Raw genomic sequence first — 14,237 nt, 5'->3', positions numbered from 1 at the left:
ATTCGTAATATTGATTTACGAACATAATAATCATTTCAAATCGTCACGCTCTAAAATGACTCTTAAAATACAGATTTACAATAATTTCAAAGAACTTATTTTAATTTTTAGTGGACACTAGTGGATTTCAGTATGAAAACTGCGCGAGACGGAGCATGGAAATTTGCTAATGAATTTGTTTTACTGGCAGAAGAAGAAAGAGAAGCCAGCATAGAGTTGCGGGATGAAAAAATCACTAAAATAGCCAGGCTGGTTTCTAATCCCGGCTATTTTGTAAGTGCTGTTTTCAAATTTATCCGTTTGTTCGAAAAAGGTGATATTGTTCAAAAAATAATCAATTTGCAAATTATCGAAGAAAAAAAAGATGTGTGCCTTCCTTTGTAGTTTCAAAAATAAACCCTTAATGAATATTATGAACAACAGTTAAAAATAAAAAGCAATAATGATAGTACAAATGTTTGCATTGGTATTTATTATTTCTAAGTTGTTCGTTTTCTGTTGTTTTTTATCAGAACGTAAATCGAAAATACAAAAATTAAGAGGTATAGCCCGTCTAACCATGGTTTTTGAAAACTCAGATTCTTAAAGTCGAAGTGTTTAAACAATGTCCATCCCAAAATAATAGCTATTGTTCCAAATATAAATGACGATGTTTTTTTATTTTCCATTTCGTTAGTGTTTTGTTATTAGATCAATTGTTATTCCTATTGAAAATATTAAAATGTAGAATGTTATTATTCCCAATAAGTAGCAGATTAATGCTTTTGCATAATTTGCAGCTTTTTTTTCTTCGAAAAAATTTCCTGTTGCCCAGGTTAAATAAACCACGCTAATCATCCCTGCGATGTTTAATAATTTTATATGCGAAATTCCTTCGATGAGGGCAAAAAAAGCAAATATCAGCATTGAAATTCCCAATACAAAGCATAGCATAATGAGCAATTCAAAAAAATTATAATTGTATTTTTTAAAGAATATTTTTAGCCAAATTGCAATAAATGCACCAGTCATAATATTCATATATCCATAATTTGCCTGCATCCATCCTAAAATTTTGACAAATGTAGATTTATCTAATCCCTGATATTGTAGATATTCTTCTTCAATATGAAAAAAATGACTGATAAGAGTATAGATTATAGAGGTTAGGATTATAAAAATTACAGGTTTTACAAGTCGGCTTCTGTTTTCGAAAATATAGTTTCGAATGTTCTGTCCCGGATTGATAAAAAGTTCTTTGATAGTGAATAAAATGCCGCGGTCAAAATGCAAAACGTGTTCAATTTCATGCATTATATAGTGCCCGTCAATTCTTTTTAGTTTTGAAGGCTGTCCGCAATCCGGACAAAAATTAAGGTTTATTTCGCTATTACAATTTTTGCAAATCATTTTATTCTGACAATTTTTTGATAACAGAAATAGTTTTTTATTTAGCCTCTAAAAGTATTTAGCTCCTAATTAAAATTCCCTCAGGATTATGCAATGCTAATGCATTTAATGTAAAAGGTTTTAAAAAAAACTTAGTCTTACAAATCTCTTGATTTTATTTCCTGATTAATTAATTTAAAATTTATTAAAAGAGGGACAAAAGTTATTGGTAATATAAAAATTGGTATAAATGTTCCAACTGAGCCATTTTTTAATTTGTTTTCTGACCATAGATATACCAATATAAATAGAGCAAATAAAAAGACAATTCCCAGACCTATTGATGCTCCTTTTAATAAGTTTTTCTTTTTCAGTAACTGTTTATTAGTTAATTCTTCATAAATATTTTTCCGCATAACGATTTGTCTTTGTTAGAGTAATAATTTAAAATTTCATTCTGAAATTGTTATACTCAGTGTTTTTTTAAAATCTGATTGTATGACTTTTTTTATAAAAAAAAACAAAATCACATACAAAAGAAATGAATCGTTTTAAATTTTGATTTACACTTTTGTGTAGTTTTTACTACTTTTATGAAATGGAAAATGAAAAACACTCATTGCTTAACAGAAACAAGGTAAAAGAAGTGTCTGAAGCGGATAAGTTTCAGTTCGGTAACTATTTGGAAGTGGTAAAGTCGTTTGCAAAAATCACCTATCAGAGTATTTATGTTATTGATTATGAGATGATGAAGTTTGAGTATGTTTCGAATAATCCTTTGTTTTTATGTGGTTATTTACCCGAAGAAGTACTTGAAATGGGGTACACTTTTTACTTCAAAAATGTTCCGGAAGAGGATTTAGCGTTACTGAACGTAATTAATAATGCCGGATTTGATTTTTATGATAAATTGCCAAATACCGACGAAAGAAAATTATACAGTATTTCGTATGACTTTCATTTAAAAGGAAAATACGAAAAGCCTATTCTTATCAATCATAAATTGACTCCACTTTTTCTAAACGAGAGAGGAGATGTATGGAAATCATTGTGTATTGTTTCTATTTCGCATAAGCAAGAGGCGGGAAATGTTATTATAAACAAGGAAGGTTCGACTGCTTTTTGGGAATTTGATTTATTAAAAGGAGTCTGGATTGCGAAAGAGAAGTCTAAACTCAAAGAGAAAGAGCTGGAAATTCTTCGATTGTATGCTCAGGGTTTTACAATAAACCAGATCGCCAAAAAAATGTTTGTTTCACCCGATACAATAAAATACTACAGAAGGAAGATTTTTGAAAATTTTGATGTAAAAAATTTTTCAGAAGCGCTTTCATTTGCCATAGATAACAAAATTATTTGAGTTTTTTGGCTTTTGATCCTTTCTCCGAAAATTAAATTAAGTTCTTTTGCTCGTTGTATGATTATAAATTAGGTATTTAGTCAGTTTGGGCTTTTAGTATCACTTTTTCCTTGCCAGTACAACCCAATCCCGCTGGTCTTTTTCTTCGACAAAATTTTCAACTGAATATATTATTTCAAAACCAAGTTCTTTCATTAAGTCGAGGACATAATCTTTAGACAGGCAGCTGTAGTAAAATTGCTCCCCAAACATACTGTCTGTATGCTCGTCTTCTTCTTTTCCGTGGGTAAAAAGGAAATAATCTCCGGGAGCTAATAAATGATAGACTTTGCTATAAATTTCGCTTTGACGTTCTTTTGGAAAATGAAAAAGGGAATCCCACGCTATAATCCCGTTGAACTTTTGATCGGTTTCAAAATCAAAAAAATCGCAGGTTTGAAAGACTGAATTTTGAATCCCCGCAGATTTGGCCGTTTCTATCATTTTAACCGACTGGTCTATTCCTGTTATCGAAAAATCACAGTCAGAAAGGTATTTTGCTATTGGTAATCCGGTTCCGCAGCCAATGTCAAAAATTGTTCCTTTTGAATTTATATAATCAGCAAAATCTATAACAGGTTTGTTTACAATAGCACTATTTCTGGCTTTAATCCAGTTGTCAATAATTTTATTGTATGAGCTTTTGTTTGGCAAGGTTGTAAAACTTTAGGGTTTTATTCAATTTCTATGTATTCAGATTTTCCTTTATCATTACCGTTTGTCAGCCATTCCCAATCCAAAGACAATTTAATTTTTCCGTTTTCAGTCAGTGTAATTTGTGCTAAGGCTTTACCGGCTTTCAGTTGATCGTCTGTTGTTAAGCATTGATAAAGCATATTTAATTTGTCATCTTTTAAATCAGCAATAATTTTTCCGTATTTTATTGTACCTCCAAAGTAGTCGGCAGTTACAAGATTGTTATCCTGTTTGTAATTAAAAATGGTTTCTGTATTTACTTCTCCATTGTCAGAATTTTGAATTAGGGCAAATCTTTTATTGTTGAAGTCGAATTTATTCATTTGATATATTTGATTTAAGTATTTATTTTCAGTCAATATACAGACTTGTTTCTGTAAATATTAAAAAGCTACACACGGATTACAAATCTGCGACATCGGGGTTGGTAAACGGCAAAACGAATCGCAGCAGTAATAAACAGTCTATAAGAAATTATAAAATCTACATCGTTAAATCTTAAAGCAAATTTAAAAACTTTTACACAGCTTCTAATGCAAATTGAATTCAGTTTACTTTAGACGCAGTGCTTTTAGCATCAATTGAATTGAGTTTATTTCAGATACAATGCTTTTAGCATCAATTGAATTGAATTTACTTCAGATGCAGCGCTTTTACACATAATTATACTCAGTTTGCCTCAAATGCTACTCATATAGTATAAAATATTATTTTTTAAAAGTAAAATACTACATTAATTTATTCTTAAATTTATTTTTATAGTTTTTTTACTACATTTACAACCTAACTATAAAAATGAAATAATGAAAAAATTGGAAAACTTAAGTCTCACCCGCTTATCAAATTTGGAATTTGGACAACTTTTGAAAAGTAGTTGTGAAGGGCTCGGAAACATGGAAGGTATTATGATAACAGATGAAGTTTTGGTAAATTATCTGACCACTTTAGAAACTAAATCTGTTGATTATGATAAAGCCCAACTTCAGACAACCAAAAGTGATGAAACTGCTAAAATTGTTGAGGCAGACAAGCAGAGGGATAATGCTGTTACGGCTTTGTTTCGCATACTTAAAGTTTTTGAACTTTCAGAGCAGCCAAATGAGTTGGAAGCTTTTTCAAGCCTTACCAATTTGTTTTACAATTACAAAGGAATTCAAAATTGGAATTTTGTTGAGGAGACCAATGGCATAGACAAACTTCTTACTGATTTGAGCATCCCAAAATACAATCAGCACCTCAATGTTTTGAAGATGCTGCCTTTTGCAGAGCGTCTTAAAACTGCCAACGACCAATTTAAACTGCTTTTTTCAGGACGCACTCATGAAAAAGCCAATAAAGAGGTTTTTGACATCAAACTTCTTCGTCAGGAAATAAACAAAACATACTCAGATATGACCAATTATGTGTTGAGTCTCTCTAAGGCACTGGATTCTGAGCAGTACAACCGTGCGCTAACTTTGATTAATACCACCCGAAAATATTACTCGGATATATTGGCTCGTCGGACTACCAAAGCCACTACCAATACCACAACAGTCAATTAATTTTGGTTTTGATTATACAAAAAGTATAATAGAATTGTATTAATTCAAAAAAAGAACCCTTTCAGAGTTTAAATCTGAAAGGGTTTTGGTTTTTTGTTGATTGTGTTCACGAGCGGGACGCTCTCGGCAGCGTGAGGAGTAATCATCTTGAAATTCTAATAACTTTTCACTACTGTTATGAATTGCTTTTATAAAAAGTTCTTGATTAGCTGTTAGCGAATGGATTTATTCTCATTTCTAGTAGATTTTGGTCAATAAAATTATACCGTAAATCCAAAAATTATATAGAATTGTGTATGTAAATCCGTAAAATATACTTCTTTCAATATTCCCACTACATTTTGAAGATTTTTTAAATATCAATCTTAATGCTCTGAAAAAAATCCAATATAACATTCCCAAGAACACTAATATTGATAACCAAATTATTGCTCCAAGTGCAAAAAACAGATAGCTAATAATAATCGACACTAGAATCCACAAAATTATACTCATTATTATTCCACCGATTCCTTCTCCAATTTCTGGCATAGAATGTCCGAAACCACCATCATCATTCAGCTCTTTTAAAAAGTTTAGTTTTTTAGAGTCAAATTTATCCGTTAATTTTCCTAAACTATCTTTAAGTTTAGTTCCGTTATACAAACTAATTGTAATAAAAAGAAAAAAAGCGATTGAAAGAATTGAGGTTGAAATCAAAGAATTTTCTATAACTGTTTTGTGTTTTCCAATTCCATAAAACCAAACACTTAAGATTGTAATTACTATACTAATTAATGATATAGTAAATATTTTTTTGGAGTCAATTAATCTTCTTTTGTTTGGTATTTTCATTTTTAAGAACAATTTTTTAGTCTATCCACTAACGTTCTGGCGCTTGGTTGCGAACTTCGCACCGAGTACTTTCGGCTAAGATAAAACTTCTTACGAAACGTAAATATGAATTTACTACAAAATTCGCAATCTTGCCACACGGCTGTTAGCGGCTGGCGTTTTTCATTAACAAATTCATAATTCTTTGTTCAGTTTTTTTTGATGCACCAAAATCTATGAAGCCACTGTCGGATGAACCTCGACCTTCAGCATTTATAGCAATTATTTTTTCGCCTGCAAAAATATTTACTTTATAATCCATTCTCCACCAACTTTTTTGGTAAATAAATTCAAACGAGTTTTCATTCTGTGTATATTTTCCTTTGGCAATATTTTGTATCAAAGAAATTGTGTTTTTTATGTTTAATTCTTCTGAATAATTATTTTCATAGTATGTTAGTTTGTAATGTTTTCTTAACTCAAACAATCCATAAGTTCCAAGAATTAGTAACCAAACTGCTAAAAATAATAGACCTTTTGATTTATGATTTGCGAATACAAGATATATTATTAATAAAGAAAAAATGATAGCAACTAAACAAAGAATTTTGTAAAAAAGTTTTTTCGAACCTTTCTGATTCTCGAATGAATTTTGAAAACTTTTTATTGTCATTTCGTTAAATTAATTTGTTATTTTTTAGGTTTCTACGATACGCTTGCCACTAACGTTCTGGCACTACAGCGGGTTTGGGGTTAAATTAAGCCCGTTTTTCGGATTTGCCAAATCATTCAAATACAAAACCATCTTTCCATTAAGCCTATTGCCCAAATCCGTTGTAGTGGCTGTTGGCGGTAGTTTTTATTCGATTGTTACTTTTCCTGAAGTTTCAAATAGAGGTTGTCCATTGATATAGATCTTAATTAGATTATTTGGAAAATTAGATGTTTCTTCTAAATGATATTCTGTCTTTAAATATGGTTTTATTGATTCTATTAAAGCTTCAACATATTGTTTATTTTCAGGATTAAAAAACAATGTTACAGGATAATCCGGAAATCTACCCATAAATGTATTTCCTTTTGGATATTGACCCAAATTGTTTTCCGTTAGATATTTTTCTAGTTGAATTGCAACTTTATTTCTTTGTGAACTACCTGATTCGATTTCAATAACTGTTAACGGATGTTTTGGATATTGCTTAATTAATTTTTGTATGTTCGAGTAAATCGAATTATCAATGTCTTCGTTTGGACTTTTAAATTCATTTTGATAATAATTTACAGTGTTTTGACCTCCAGATTGATTATTTGTTACAATAAGTGCATTCGGTGCATTAACAACATTTGATTTTGTTTCATTTTTATTTCCATTCACATAGTCGCCTTTTACGTTAACGGTTGTAGTATGTGGAGTATTTGTTGATTCTGTTTTAGGTTTTGATTCTTTTTCAATTTCCTTTATTTTCAATCCACAATGATTCCAGCCAATTCCAAATAGAATTCCTAGAACGGTAAATGTTGGTCCTAACCACATAAAAACCTTTTGCCAAAATTGATATTGTTCTAACATATTTTTTCTTTAATAATTTAAATTCCAGTTTTTTCCAAAATTACCGCCAACTATTCATATACGAATAAATTCAACCTGTTTAGTTCTAAATAAGGAGGTTATATGTTTTTTAATTCGTATTATTTTCCAAATATATTTATTTTTCCTTACACATCATGACACAATAATTCTAAAGATGCTTTTCATACTGTTGGTTTTAATGAAACATCTAAGCCTGATAGTAGTGGCATTTCCCGATTTAGAAAACCAAGGCTTTTTAGCTATGGGTTTTGTTAATCGGGAACAGCGGATAGCAGGACACGTGCGATAGCGACTGACGAAGTAATCAGCTCCTGAAAAAACCATCAAAGAACAACTTTTAACTATCAACTATTTTTCATAATTTTGCAGTCCATTAAAAGGAAATAAAAAATGTTAGACAGACTTCAATATGTAAAGCAGCGTTTTGACGAGATTTCGGATTTGGTTATTCAGCCGGATGTTATTGCTGATCAAAAACGTTATAAGCAGCTTAATCAAGAATACAAAGGTATTAAAGCGCTGGTTGAAAAGAGAGAAGAGTACATCATAATTTTAGCAAATATTGACGAAGCAAACGAAATTATTGCTGACGGAAGTGATGCTGAAATGGTGGAAATGGCAAAAATGCAATTGGATGAAGCAAAAGAACGTCTGCCAGAATTGGAGGAGGAAATCAAATTTATGTTGATTCCTAAAGACCCTGAAGACGCGAAAAACGTGATGGTGGAGATCCGTGCTGGTACGGGTGGGGACGAAGCGAGTATTTTTGCAGGGGATCTTTTCAGAATGTATACTAAATACTGTGAAAGCATGGGGTGGAGAAGCTCTGTGGTTGATATGAACGAAGGAACTTCTGGTGGTTTTAAAGAGGTTATTTTTGAAGTTACCGGAGAAGATGTTTACGGAACTTTGAAGTTTGAGGCGGGTGTTCACCGTGTACAGCGTGTTCCGCAAACCGAGACACAAGGACGTGTACATACATCTGCTGCGACTGTTATGGTTTTACCGGAGGCAGAGGAGTTTGATGTTCAGGTAGATATGAATGATGTTCGTGTGGATTTCTTCTGCTCTTCAGGACCTGGAGGACAATCGGTAAATACAACGAAATCGGCTGTGCGTTTAACACACATTCCAACAGGATTGGTGGCACAGTGTCAGGATGAAAAATCACAGCACAAGAATAAGGATAAAGCCTTGATGGTATTGCGTTCTCGTTTGTACGAAATGGAATTGGCAAAAAAACAGGAGGAAGACGCTAAAAAACGTAGTTCTCAGGTAAGTTCAGGAGACCGTTCTGCAAAAATTAGAACGTACAACTACGCTCAGGGACGTGTAACAGATCACCGTATTGGTTTGACTTTATACGATTTGGGCAACATTATGAACGGGGATATTCATAAAATTGTTTCTGAACTTCAATTGGTAAACAATATGGAGAAACTGAAGGAAGCTTCGGAAGTTTATTAAGTTTTGATGTCCTAAGCTACTAAGATGCTAAGGTTCTCAGTTATTTTACACATACACAAACAAAAAAGCCGGATTTTGTCCGGCTTTTTTGTTTGTGTAAATTAATGAAAGTTAGAAAACTCAGAATCTTAGCAGCCGAGTACCTGAGAACCTTTAAGTAAAAAAAGCAAAGTAAACTATAAAGGTAGCTTACTTTGCTTTTTTCTATGACCCTAATTTAAAAATTAGATTTATAGTGTGTATTAACCGTTTAACCGTTTGTTGTAAAGAAACGTATAAGCCGCGTTAGATACCGAGAAATACTCTTGTATATTCAAAACATTTATAGAAATTAGAGTAAATGTATACACCATTTTTGATTATTATTTCGTTTATCTTTTCCATAATACTTAGTATTTAGTTAGACAATTACTCTTCGTAAAGTTCTTCATGTGATTTTTTCGTCAGAGTTTCATGTTCAGCCGGTTTTGTTACTAAAGTGGTGACAGCAACCTGTAATATTGATCCGAGGATATTTTTAAAAGCCGAATCAGTTTTTCCGATTACAATTTTTTTAGCAAGGTATCCAATTCCAATATTAATTGCAGACTGTGCTAATTCACTCTTCAGTCCTATAGCTTCATTGAGTTCTCCGACTGCGTTGCGTATTAGATTCGTAGGTTTTAAAATTTCTTTAATATCACCTATTTCATCTTTAATTTCGCACCATTCTCTATCTTGTTGACCTTCTAAAAGTTTTATTTGCTGATTTAATGCATCTATAGTTTGAATAGTATTCATAATAGGTTGTTTTATTAATTATAAATCAGTTTTATTTTCTTTTAAAATACTGGAGACAATCATGTTTCCAATAGGAGTCTTAATAAGTTTATGCTGTGTTTTGTGTAATACAATAGCAACAATTAAATAAAAAAGTGCTATTATAAAAAAACCATAATAATACTCTCCAAGTTCTTTTCCAATCCATAAACTGAGTCCAATATTAAGGAAAAGGGTAAAAAATGCAACAACAGCTCCAACCGCAATTCTTGATGTTACTGTAGACAAAGCGTCTGCAGTAGCAGATACTGTTTTGAGTTTGATTAACTCTAAACTCGTTTTTGTATAATTTTCAGCTTTTTCATAAAGATTCAGGTTTTCAGGTGTTGTTGCATTAGTTTCCATGATATTGGTATTTATGGTTAAAAAAGTTCACTCTTTAGTAGTTCGTCTTAATCGCTTTTGCTTCATCTTTTACAGTATTGAAGTCTTCTTTAACCTGATTGAATTTAGCTTTTCCTTCATCGATAATGTCTTTACCATTTGAAGTAATCGAGCTTAAAATTCCGTCCACTTTCCCTTTAAGGTTGTCTCCGTAATCTTTCGATTTATCTTTGATTTTTTTTCTTGTTTCAGATCCTTTATCCGGTGCAAATAATACACCTAAAAATGCTCCTGCTGCTGCAGCTCCTAAGATTCCTAAAATTGTGCTACTCGTTTTCATAATATTTGATTTAAAAATTAATATATAATTGTTTTAATAATTCTGATTTAAATTTCACGACCTTTAATAAGTCTGAACAGTATGGCTATAATAGCAATTACTAATAAGATATGTATAATGCTTCCGGCACTGTATACGAAGAACCCCAAAGCCCACAGAATAACTAGTATTACTGCGATTGTGTATAATAAATTTGACATGATTATATAGTTTATGGTTAATAATTAATTGTTTTTAGTTTAATTTATAAGAAACATATAATGAAAGATTGCTGTTTTTCGCATCCGGAAACGTGTAAGAAGTTCCGGCAAAATCTCTTTCTTTTCCAATAGTAGTCAGACCGTAATTGTAACGCAGACCCACACTTACCGGATTAAAATCTACTCCGATACCTGCTGAAAGTCCTGCATCAAATCTTTCCAGGTCATCAGCATCAATGTCTTCATCAAAATCGATGTCTCCATCACCGCTTACTTTGGCACTTACCAGATAAGAGGCATAACCACCGGCATGAATATTAAAATTTTTGGTGATATTTACCCTTACCAGTAAAGGAAGTTCTATGTAGTTCAATTTGAATTTAGTGTTTCCGCTTGCAAAAGCAGTACTATATTCTAACTCTGAACCTTTTGTAGTAAATAATAACTCAGGCTGAATGGCGATAAAATCTGAAACGGGTAATGTGGCATAGACACCGGCATTAAATCCGTATAAGATATTTTCGTCATCTGCTTCTTCTGTGAATAAATTAGACATATTCAAACCTCCTTTTATACCAAATTCGGTAGTTACATTTTCCTGAGCGTGCAGCATTCCAAATGAAGCTGATAAAAAAAGTGTTAAGGCGCATAAAATATTTGATTGCATTTTCATAATTTAAAAAAATTTAGTTAATAATTGTGGTATTCTTAATTGTCTTTAGTTCATTTAATTTTTCTGTTTCAAGCAAAAGCTTATATTGTAATGGTAAATAATGAAACGCTAATTTTGAAACATCACTGTCATTTGTTTTTTTTGAAATTGCTTCTAATAACTGAATTTGTTCATACAATAAACGTGTCATCGAATTAATGTATACTTTATCAAAACTTGTGTAAGAAGTGTCAATTAATTTATACAAATCATCATTTGCAGGAACATCTATATCAGTAATAACAATGAGTTTTTTAAGCGAAATTTTATTTATTTCCTGAAGCAGCATTACCTGATTGTTTTCTATTTTAGAACTGATGTCTCTTGTTTTTTGTTCTAAACTTTTATATTGTGCCAACTGACTTTTTGCTATAATTGCTTGTGTCGAATTTGCTAATGCTGTAAAAAAATAAATTTCGGTTTCTTCATTATTTCTTGCTGTAAGAACGTTTTTGGTGCTTTCTTTTTCGATTTTGTCATTTTTTTCACATGCACTAATTGATACTAATGTAACTCCTGTAAAAAGTATTTTTAAAAATGATGTTTTTGATGAGAGCATCCTGTTATTTGTTATTCATTATCTACATTACAAAGATGCAAACGAATAGTAAGGATTGCTTTACAGCATAAAAAAGAAACGTTATATAATTCCCATAGCTGGATTTATATAACGTTTTAATATGATAAAATCAGGAGAATTATTCAGGCAGAAACACTGTAAACACAGAGCCTTCGTTGGGTTTGCTGTTGGCCGTAATGTAGCCTTTGTGGTTTTCTACAATCTTTTTACAGATAGCGAGACCGATACCGGTACCAGGATAATCGGTTTTCGAATGTAGTCGTTGAAACAGTACAAAAATATTATCTTTAAACTGAGGATCAAATCCCATTCCGTTATCAGTAAAACTAATTTTGTAGAATTTTTTGAACGGCTGATCTATTAATTCAGGAACTTCATTGGATAAGATCTTTTCACAATGAATTGTAATCTGCGGAGCGACTTCGGGCTTACTGTATTTTAATGAATTTCCAATCAGATTAATAAAAAGCTGCTCTATCTGATAAGGTATCACATATAATTTTGGAAGTTTGCTCACCTTGAGAGAACCTTTTTTCTCATCAATGATTACGGCCAGTTCTGATTTTGCATTTTCTAATAATTCATTCAAATCAGATTTAATAAACTCTTTTTTGGTTGTATTTGTTCTTGAAAACAATAATAAATCATCAATTAAAACACGCATTCTTTTGGCGGATGTCTCAATTTTTATAAGATACTCTTTTGCATTGTCAGAAATTGCAGCTCTGTCTTTTTCAGAAATTCTTGAAATAAAAGTCTGAATTTTGCGCAAAGGTTCCTGTAAATCGTGGCTGGCAACATGATTAAAGGAAGCTAATTCTTTGTTGCTTTTTTCCAGCTCATTATTACGCTCCTGAAGTTCAATGTTTAATAAATGTTCATCTGTAATGTCAAAATTTATTCCAAGTAAAATATTATTTCCATTTTGATCTGTAAGTAACTTACCGGTAGATTTAAAATGTCTGATTTCATCATCAGGTTTTATGATCTTATAATATATAAAAGGAAGTTCTTTATTATTAATGATATTTTCCATTGAAGCAGCAACAGCTTCTTTATCTTCGGGATGAACAAAATCAAGAAAAGTGTCCATGCTTGGGGCAAAAGCATTTGGCTGGAAACCCAGTATTCGAAACTGATTGTCCGAGTAGTCGATTTTGTTTGTATTCAAATCCCACTGCCAGGTGCTGAATTGTCCAATTTTTTCAGCCTCAGACATTAGCCCGCCTGATATTAAAAGTTTTTTATTGTAAATTTTCAAACGGATAAGATCTCTGCTGATTTGTCTGTAAGCCAACAGTATAAAAGTAAGTGCCGTTGAGAAAAGAGAAATTGCAAATATAGGTCCCAAAGAAATCTCCTCGTCATATTTCTGAAGTCTCTTTTCTAAAAATTTCTTTTCAATATCTTTCATTTTTTCAACCTGAAAACGAATGTTTTCCATTAAAATACGACCACTGAACATATAATTGTCCAGTTTTCTTTTGTCATAAGTTTTTGGGTTACTGTATTTAAGACAGTTTTCAAAAGTTTTGAACTCCTGAATAATAAGCGAAAACAGATTTTCAAGATTATCTTTTTGCTTGGGGCTGTTTTCTGTTAATTTTTTAAGGTGAACAAAAGATCTGTTTACTTTGTCTCTGGAATAAAGGTATGGTGTCAGGAATTTAGGATTACTGGTAATAATGTAACCGCGCTGGCCTGTTTCTGCATCCTTAATCGCAGAAATTAAGCGTTCCAGTTCTACATTAATTTCATAAGTATGTATTACCAGCTTACTGGATTCGTTTAGATCCCGGTTATGTTTATAAACTATTGACGAAAGAAAAAGCAAAATGAAAATAGCTATTATAAAAATAACTCTCAAAGAATTTGAGGAATTAAACTTAGGTATCCATTTCATTAGTATTGCAAATAATTATTTAAGGCTCAATAAAAAGTTGTCTCTATTAAGTCCGGAAGTGTGATAGTGCCAGTTTAGCGTTATGACTTCATTGATGATTTTTTTAAGAGCATTAAAGTCACTTGGTTTTTTAATATAAATATTGGCACCTTCAACAAAGGTGTCTTCAATATCTTCATCAGATGAAGATGTCGAATAAATTGCGATGATAAGATTTTTCAGGCGTTCGGTTTTTTTAATTTCTATCAAACATTCTTTACCTGTTTTTTTAGGCATGTTCAAATCCAGAAATAAAATATCAGGTAATTTATTATCAGGATTGTTTAAATGTTCCATTAATTGTAAACCATCGAAAACAAATTCGACTTTGGTCTGTACTTTTACTTCTTCAAAAGCATCTTTGAAAAAAAGTCTGTCGTCTTCGTCGTCGTCAGCAAGTAAAATGTGTAATGCGTTTTTTTGCATTGATTATAGGTATTTG

At 31.6% G+C, this 14,237-nt stretch carries 19 protein-coding genes; 4 read left to right on the top strand and 15 right to left on the bottom strand.

What is annotated here, in order from left to right; all coding sequences use genetic code 11:
* Positions 1-120 precede the first annotated feature (120 nt).
* Positions 121-384 (top strand): DUF5995 family protein, encoded by a 264-nt coding sequence (locus AAEO57_RS01570; RefSeq protein WP_423972134.1) that lies wholly within the window; start codon positions 121-123, stop codon positions 382-384.
* A gap of 288 nt (positions 385-672) precedes the next feature.
* On the opposite strand, the gene AAEO57_RS01565 is transcribed toward AAEO57_RS01570, so the two are convergent.
* Both AAEO57_RS01565 and AAEO57_RS01560 read right to left on the bottom strand, forming a co-directional pair.
* Positions 673-1,389, bottom strand: coding sequence for a DUF3667 domain-containing protein (locus AAEO57_RS01565; protein WP_341688820.1), 717 nt, complete (start codon positions 1,387-1,389; stop codon positions 673-675).
* A 137-nt stretch (positions 1,390-1,526) separates the two neighbouring features.
* Positions 1,527-1,784 (bottom strand): hypothetical protein, encoded by a 258-nt coding sequence (locus AAEO57_RS01560; RefSeq protein ID WP_341688818.1) that lies wholly within the window; start codon positions 1,782-1,784, stop codon positions 1,527-1,529.
* Between the two features lie 182 nt (positions 1,785-1,966).
* Between AAEO57_RS01560 and AAEO57_RS01555 the strand changes: the two genes are divergently transcribed.
* Positions 1,967-2,728, top strand: coding sequence for a response regulator transcription factor (locus AAEO57_RS01555; RefSeq protein WP_341688815.1), 762 nt, complete (start codon positions 1,967-1,969; stop codon positions 2,726-2,728).
* A 99-nt stretch (positions 2,729-2,827) separates the two neighbouring features.
* Here AAEO57_RS01555 and AAEO57_RS01550 read toward each other — a convergent pair whose 3' ends face one another.
* Positions 2,828-3,421, bottom strand: a complete 594-nt coding sequence (locus AAEO57_RS01550; RefSeq protein WP_341688813.1) for a class I SAM-dependent DNA methyltransferase — start codon at positions 3,419-3,421, stop codon at positions 2,828-2,830.
* Positions 3,422-3,441: 20 nt separating this feature from the next.
* Positions 3,442-3,786: an avidin-fold protein gene (locus AAEO57_RS01545; protein WP_341688810.1), complete on the bottom strand. Its 345-nt coding sequence runs from the start codon at positions 3,784-3,786 to the stop codon at positions 3,442-3,444.
* Positions 3,787-4,266: 480 nt separating this feature from the next.
* On the opposite strand from AAEO57_RS01545, the gene AAEO57_RS01540 reads away from it, so the two are divergent.
* Positions 4,267-5,007 (top strand): DUF6261 family protein, encoded by a 741-nt coding sequence (locus tag AAEO57_RS01540; RefSeq protein WP_341688808.1) that lies wholly within the window; start codon positions 4,267-4,269, stop codon positions 5,005-5,007.
* Between the two features lie 237 nt (positions 5,008-5,244).
* Here the strand turns inward: AAEO57_RS01540 and AAEO57_RS01535 are convergent, their stop codons facing one another.
* The 3 genes from AAEO57_RS01535 to AAEO57_RS01525 form a co-directional block, all read right to left on the bottom strand.
* Entirely contained in the window at positions 5,245-5,841 is a 597-nt protein-coding gene (locus AAEO57_RS01535) for a hypothetical protein (protein WP_341688806.1), read from the bottom strand.
* A 145-nt stretch (positions 5,842-5,986) separates the two neighbouring features.
* Positions 5,987-6,493: a hypothetical protein gene (locus AAEO57_RS01530; protein WP_341688804.1), complete on the bottom strand. Its 507-nt coding sequence runs from the start codon at positions 6,491-6,493 to the stop codon at positions 5,987-5,989.
* Between the two features lie 186 nt (positions 6,494-6,679).
* Entirely contained in the window at positions 6,680-7,390 is a 711-nt protein-coding gene (locus AAEO57_RS01525) for a hypothetical protein (protein ID WP_341688802.1), read from the bottom strand.
* A 411-nt stretch (positions 7,391-7,801) separates the two neighbouring features.
* Between AAEO57_RS01525 and prfA the strand changes: the two genes are divergently transcribed.
* Positions 7,802-8,878: a peptide chain release factor 1 gene (gene prfA / locus AAEO57_RS01520; RefSeq protein WP_341688800.1), complete on the top strand. Its 1,077-nt coding sequence runs from the start codon at positions 7,802-7,804 to the stop codon at positions 8,876-8,878.
* 408 nt (positions 8,879-9,286) lie between these two features.
* On the opposite strand, the gene AAEO57_RS01515 is transcribed toward prfA, so the two are convergent.
* From AAEO57_RS01515 to AAEO57_RS01480, 8 genes are all read right to left on the bottom strand, one after another.
* Positions 9,287-9,658, bottom strand: a complete 372-nt coding sequence (locus AAEO57_RS01515; RefSeq protein ID WP_341688798.1) for a hypothetical protein — start codon at positions 9,656-9,658, stop codon at positions 9,287-9,289.
* 18 nt (positions 9,659-9,676) lie between these two features.
* The gene (locus AAEO57_RS01510) at positions 9,677-10,042 is read right to left on the bottom strand and encodes a hypothetical protein (RefSeq protein ID WP_341688796.1); all 366 of its coding nucleotides are present in this window, start codon (positions 10,040-10,042) and stop codon (positions 9,677-9,679) included.
* A 34-nt stretch (positions 10,043-10,076) separates the two neighbouring features.
* Complete coding sequence (locus tag AAEO57_RS01505) at positions 10,077-10,361, bottom strand: YtxH domain-containing protein (RefSeq protein ID WP_341688794.1); 285 nt, start codon at positions 10,359-10,361, stop codon at positions 10,077-10,079.
* Positions 10,362-10,408: 47 nt separating this feature from the next.
* Positions 10,409-10,561 (bottom strand): lmo0937 family membrane protein, encoded by a 153-nt coding sequence (locus tag AAEO57_RS01500; RefSeq protein WP_007811479.1) that lies wholly within the window; start codon positions 10,559-10,561, stop codon positions 10,409-10,411.
* Positions 10,562-10,595: 34 nt separating this feature from the next.
* Positions 10,596-11,234 carry a porin family protein gene (locus AAEO57_RS01495; RefSeq protein ID WP_341688787.1) on the bottom strand — a complete coding sequence of 213 codons (639 nt, stop codon included), beginning with the start codon at positions 11,232-11,234 and terminating at the stop codon, positions 10,596-10,598.
* Positions 11,235-11,247: 13 nt separating this feature from the next.
* Positions 11,248-11,832 (bottom strand): DUF4142 domain-containing protein, encoded by a 585-nt coding sequence (locus AAEO57_RS01490; RefSeq protein WP_341688784.1) that lies wholly within the window; start codon positions 11,830-11,832, stop codon positions 11,248-11,250.
* 139 nt (positions 11,833-11,971) lie between these two features.
* Positions 11,972-13,756: a sensor histidine kinase gene (locus AAEO57_RS01485; RefSeq protein WP_341688782.1), complete on the bottom strand. Its 1,785-nt coding sequence runs from the start codon at positions 13,754-13,756 to the stop codon at positions 11,972-11,974.
* 15 nt (positions 13,757-13,771) lie between these two features.
* Positions 13,772-14,221 (bottom strand): response regulator, encoded by a 450-nt coding sequence (locus tag AAEO57_RS01480; RefSeq protein ID WP_341688780.1) that lies wholly within the window; start codon positions 14,219-14,221, stop codon positions 13,772-13,774.
* Positions 14,222-14,237: the final 16 nt, after the last annotated feature.

This window comes from Flavobacterium calami (assembly GCF_038290035.1).
GTDB lineage: Bacteria > Bacteroidota > Bacteroidia > Flavobacteriales > Flavobacteriaceae > Flavobacterium > Flavobacterium calami.
This window is presented reverse-complemented; position numbering and strand designations above follow the sequence as displayed.

What these genes read in the sequence shown, in the direction of transcription:
- AAEO57_RS01565 (WP_341688820.1), bottom strand. Translation starts at nt 1,389, where the DNA reads ATGATTTGCAAAAATTGTAATAGCGAAATAAACCTTAATTTTTGTCCG.
- AAEO57_RS01560 (WP_341688818.1), bottom strand. Translation starts at nt 1,784, where the DNA reads ATGCGGAAAAATATTTATGAAGAATTAACTAATAAACAGTTACTGAAA.
- AAEO57_RS01555 (WP_341688815.1), top strand. Translation starts at nt 1,967, where the DNA reads ATGGAAAATGAAAAACACTCATTGCTTAACAGAAACAAGGTAAAAGAA.
- AAEO57_RS01545 (WP_341688810.1), bottom strand. Translation starts at nt 3,786, where the DNA reads ATGAATAAATTCGACTTCAACAATAAAAGATTTGCCCTAATTCAAAAT.
- AAEO57_RS01540 (WP_341688808.1), top strand. Translation starts at nt 4,267, where the DNA reads ATGAAAAAATTGGAAAACTTAAGTCTCACCCGCTTATCAAATTTGGAA.
- AAEO57_RS01535 (WP_341688806.1), bottom strand. Translation starts at nt 5,841, where the DNA reads ATGAAAATACCAAACAAAAGAAGATTAATTGACTCCAAAAAAATATTT.
- AAEO57_RS01530 (WP_341688804.1), bottom strand. Translation starts at nt 6,493, where the DNA reads ATGACAATAAAAAGTTTTCAAAATTCATTCGAGAATCAGAAAGGTTCG.
- AAEO57_RS01525 (WP_341688802.1), bottom strand. Translation starts at nt 7,390, where the DNA reads ATGTTAGAACAATATCAATTTTGGCAAAAGGTTTTTATGTGGTTAGGA.
- prfA (WP_341688800.1), top strand. Translation starts at nt 7,802, where the DNA reads ATGTTAGACAGACTTCAATATGTAAAGCAGCGTTTTGACGAGATTTCG.
- AAEO57_RS01515 (WP_341688798.1), bottom strand. Translation starts at nt 9,658, where the DNA reads ATGAATACTATTCAAACTATAGATGCATTAAATCAGCAAATAAAACTT.
- AAEO57_RS01510 (WP_341688796.1), bottom strand. Translation starts at nt 10,042, where the DNA reads ATGGAAACTAATGCAACAACACCTGAAAACCTGAATCTTTATGAAAAA.
- AAEO57_RS01505 (WP_341688794.1), bottom strand. Translation starts at nt 10,361, where the DNA reads ATGAAAACGAGTAGCACAATTTTAGGAATCTTAGGAGCTGCAGCAGCA.
- AAEO57_RS01500 (WP_007811479.1), bottom strand. Translation starts at nt 10,561, where the DNA reads ATGTCAAATTTATTATACACAATCGCAGTAATACTAGTTATTCTGTGG.
- AAEO57_RS01495 (WP_341688787.1), bottom strand. Translation starts at nt 11,234, where the DNA reads ATGAAAATGCAATCAAATATTTTATGCGCCTTAACACTTTTTTTATCA.
- AAEO57_RS01490 (WP_341688784.1), bottom strand. Translation starts at nt 11,832, where the DNA reads ATGCTCTCATCAAAAACATCATTTTTAAAAATACTTTTTACAGGAGTT.
- AAEO57_RS01485 (WP_341688782.1), bottom strand. Translation starts at nt 13,756, where the DNA reads ATGAAATGGATACCTAAGTTTAATTCCTCAAATTCTTTGAGAGTTATT.
- AAEO57_RS01480 (WP_341688780.1), bottom strand. Translation starts at nt 14,221, where the DNA reads ATGCAAAAAAACGCATTACACATTTTACTTGCTGACGACGACGAAGAC.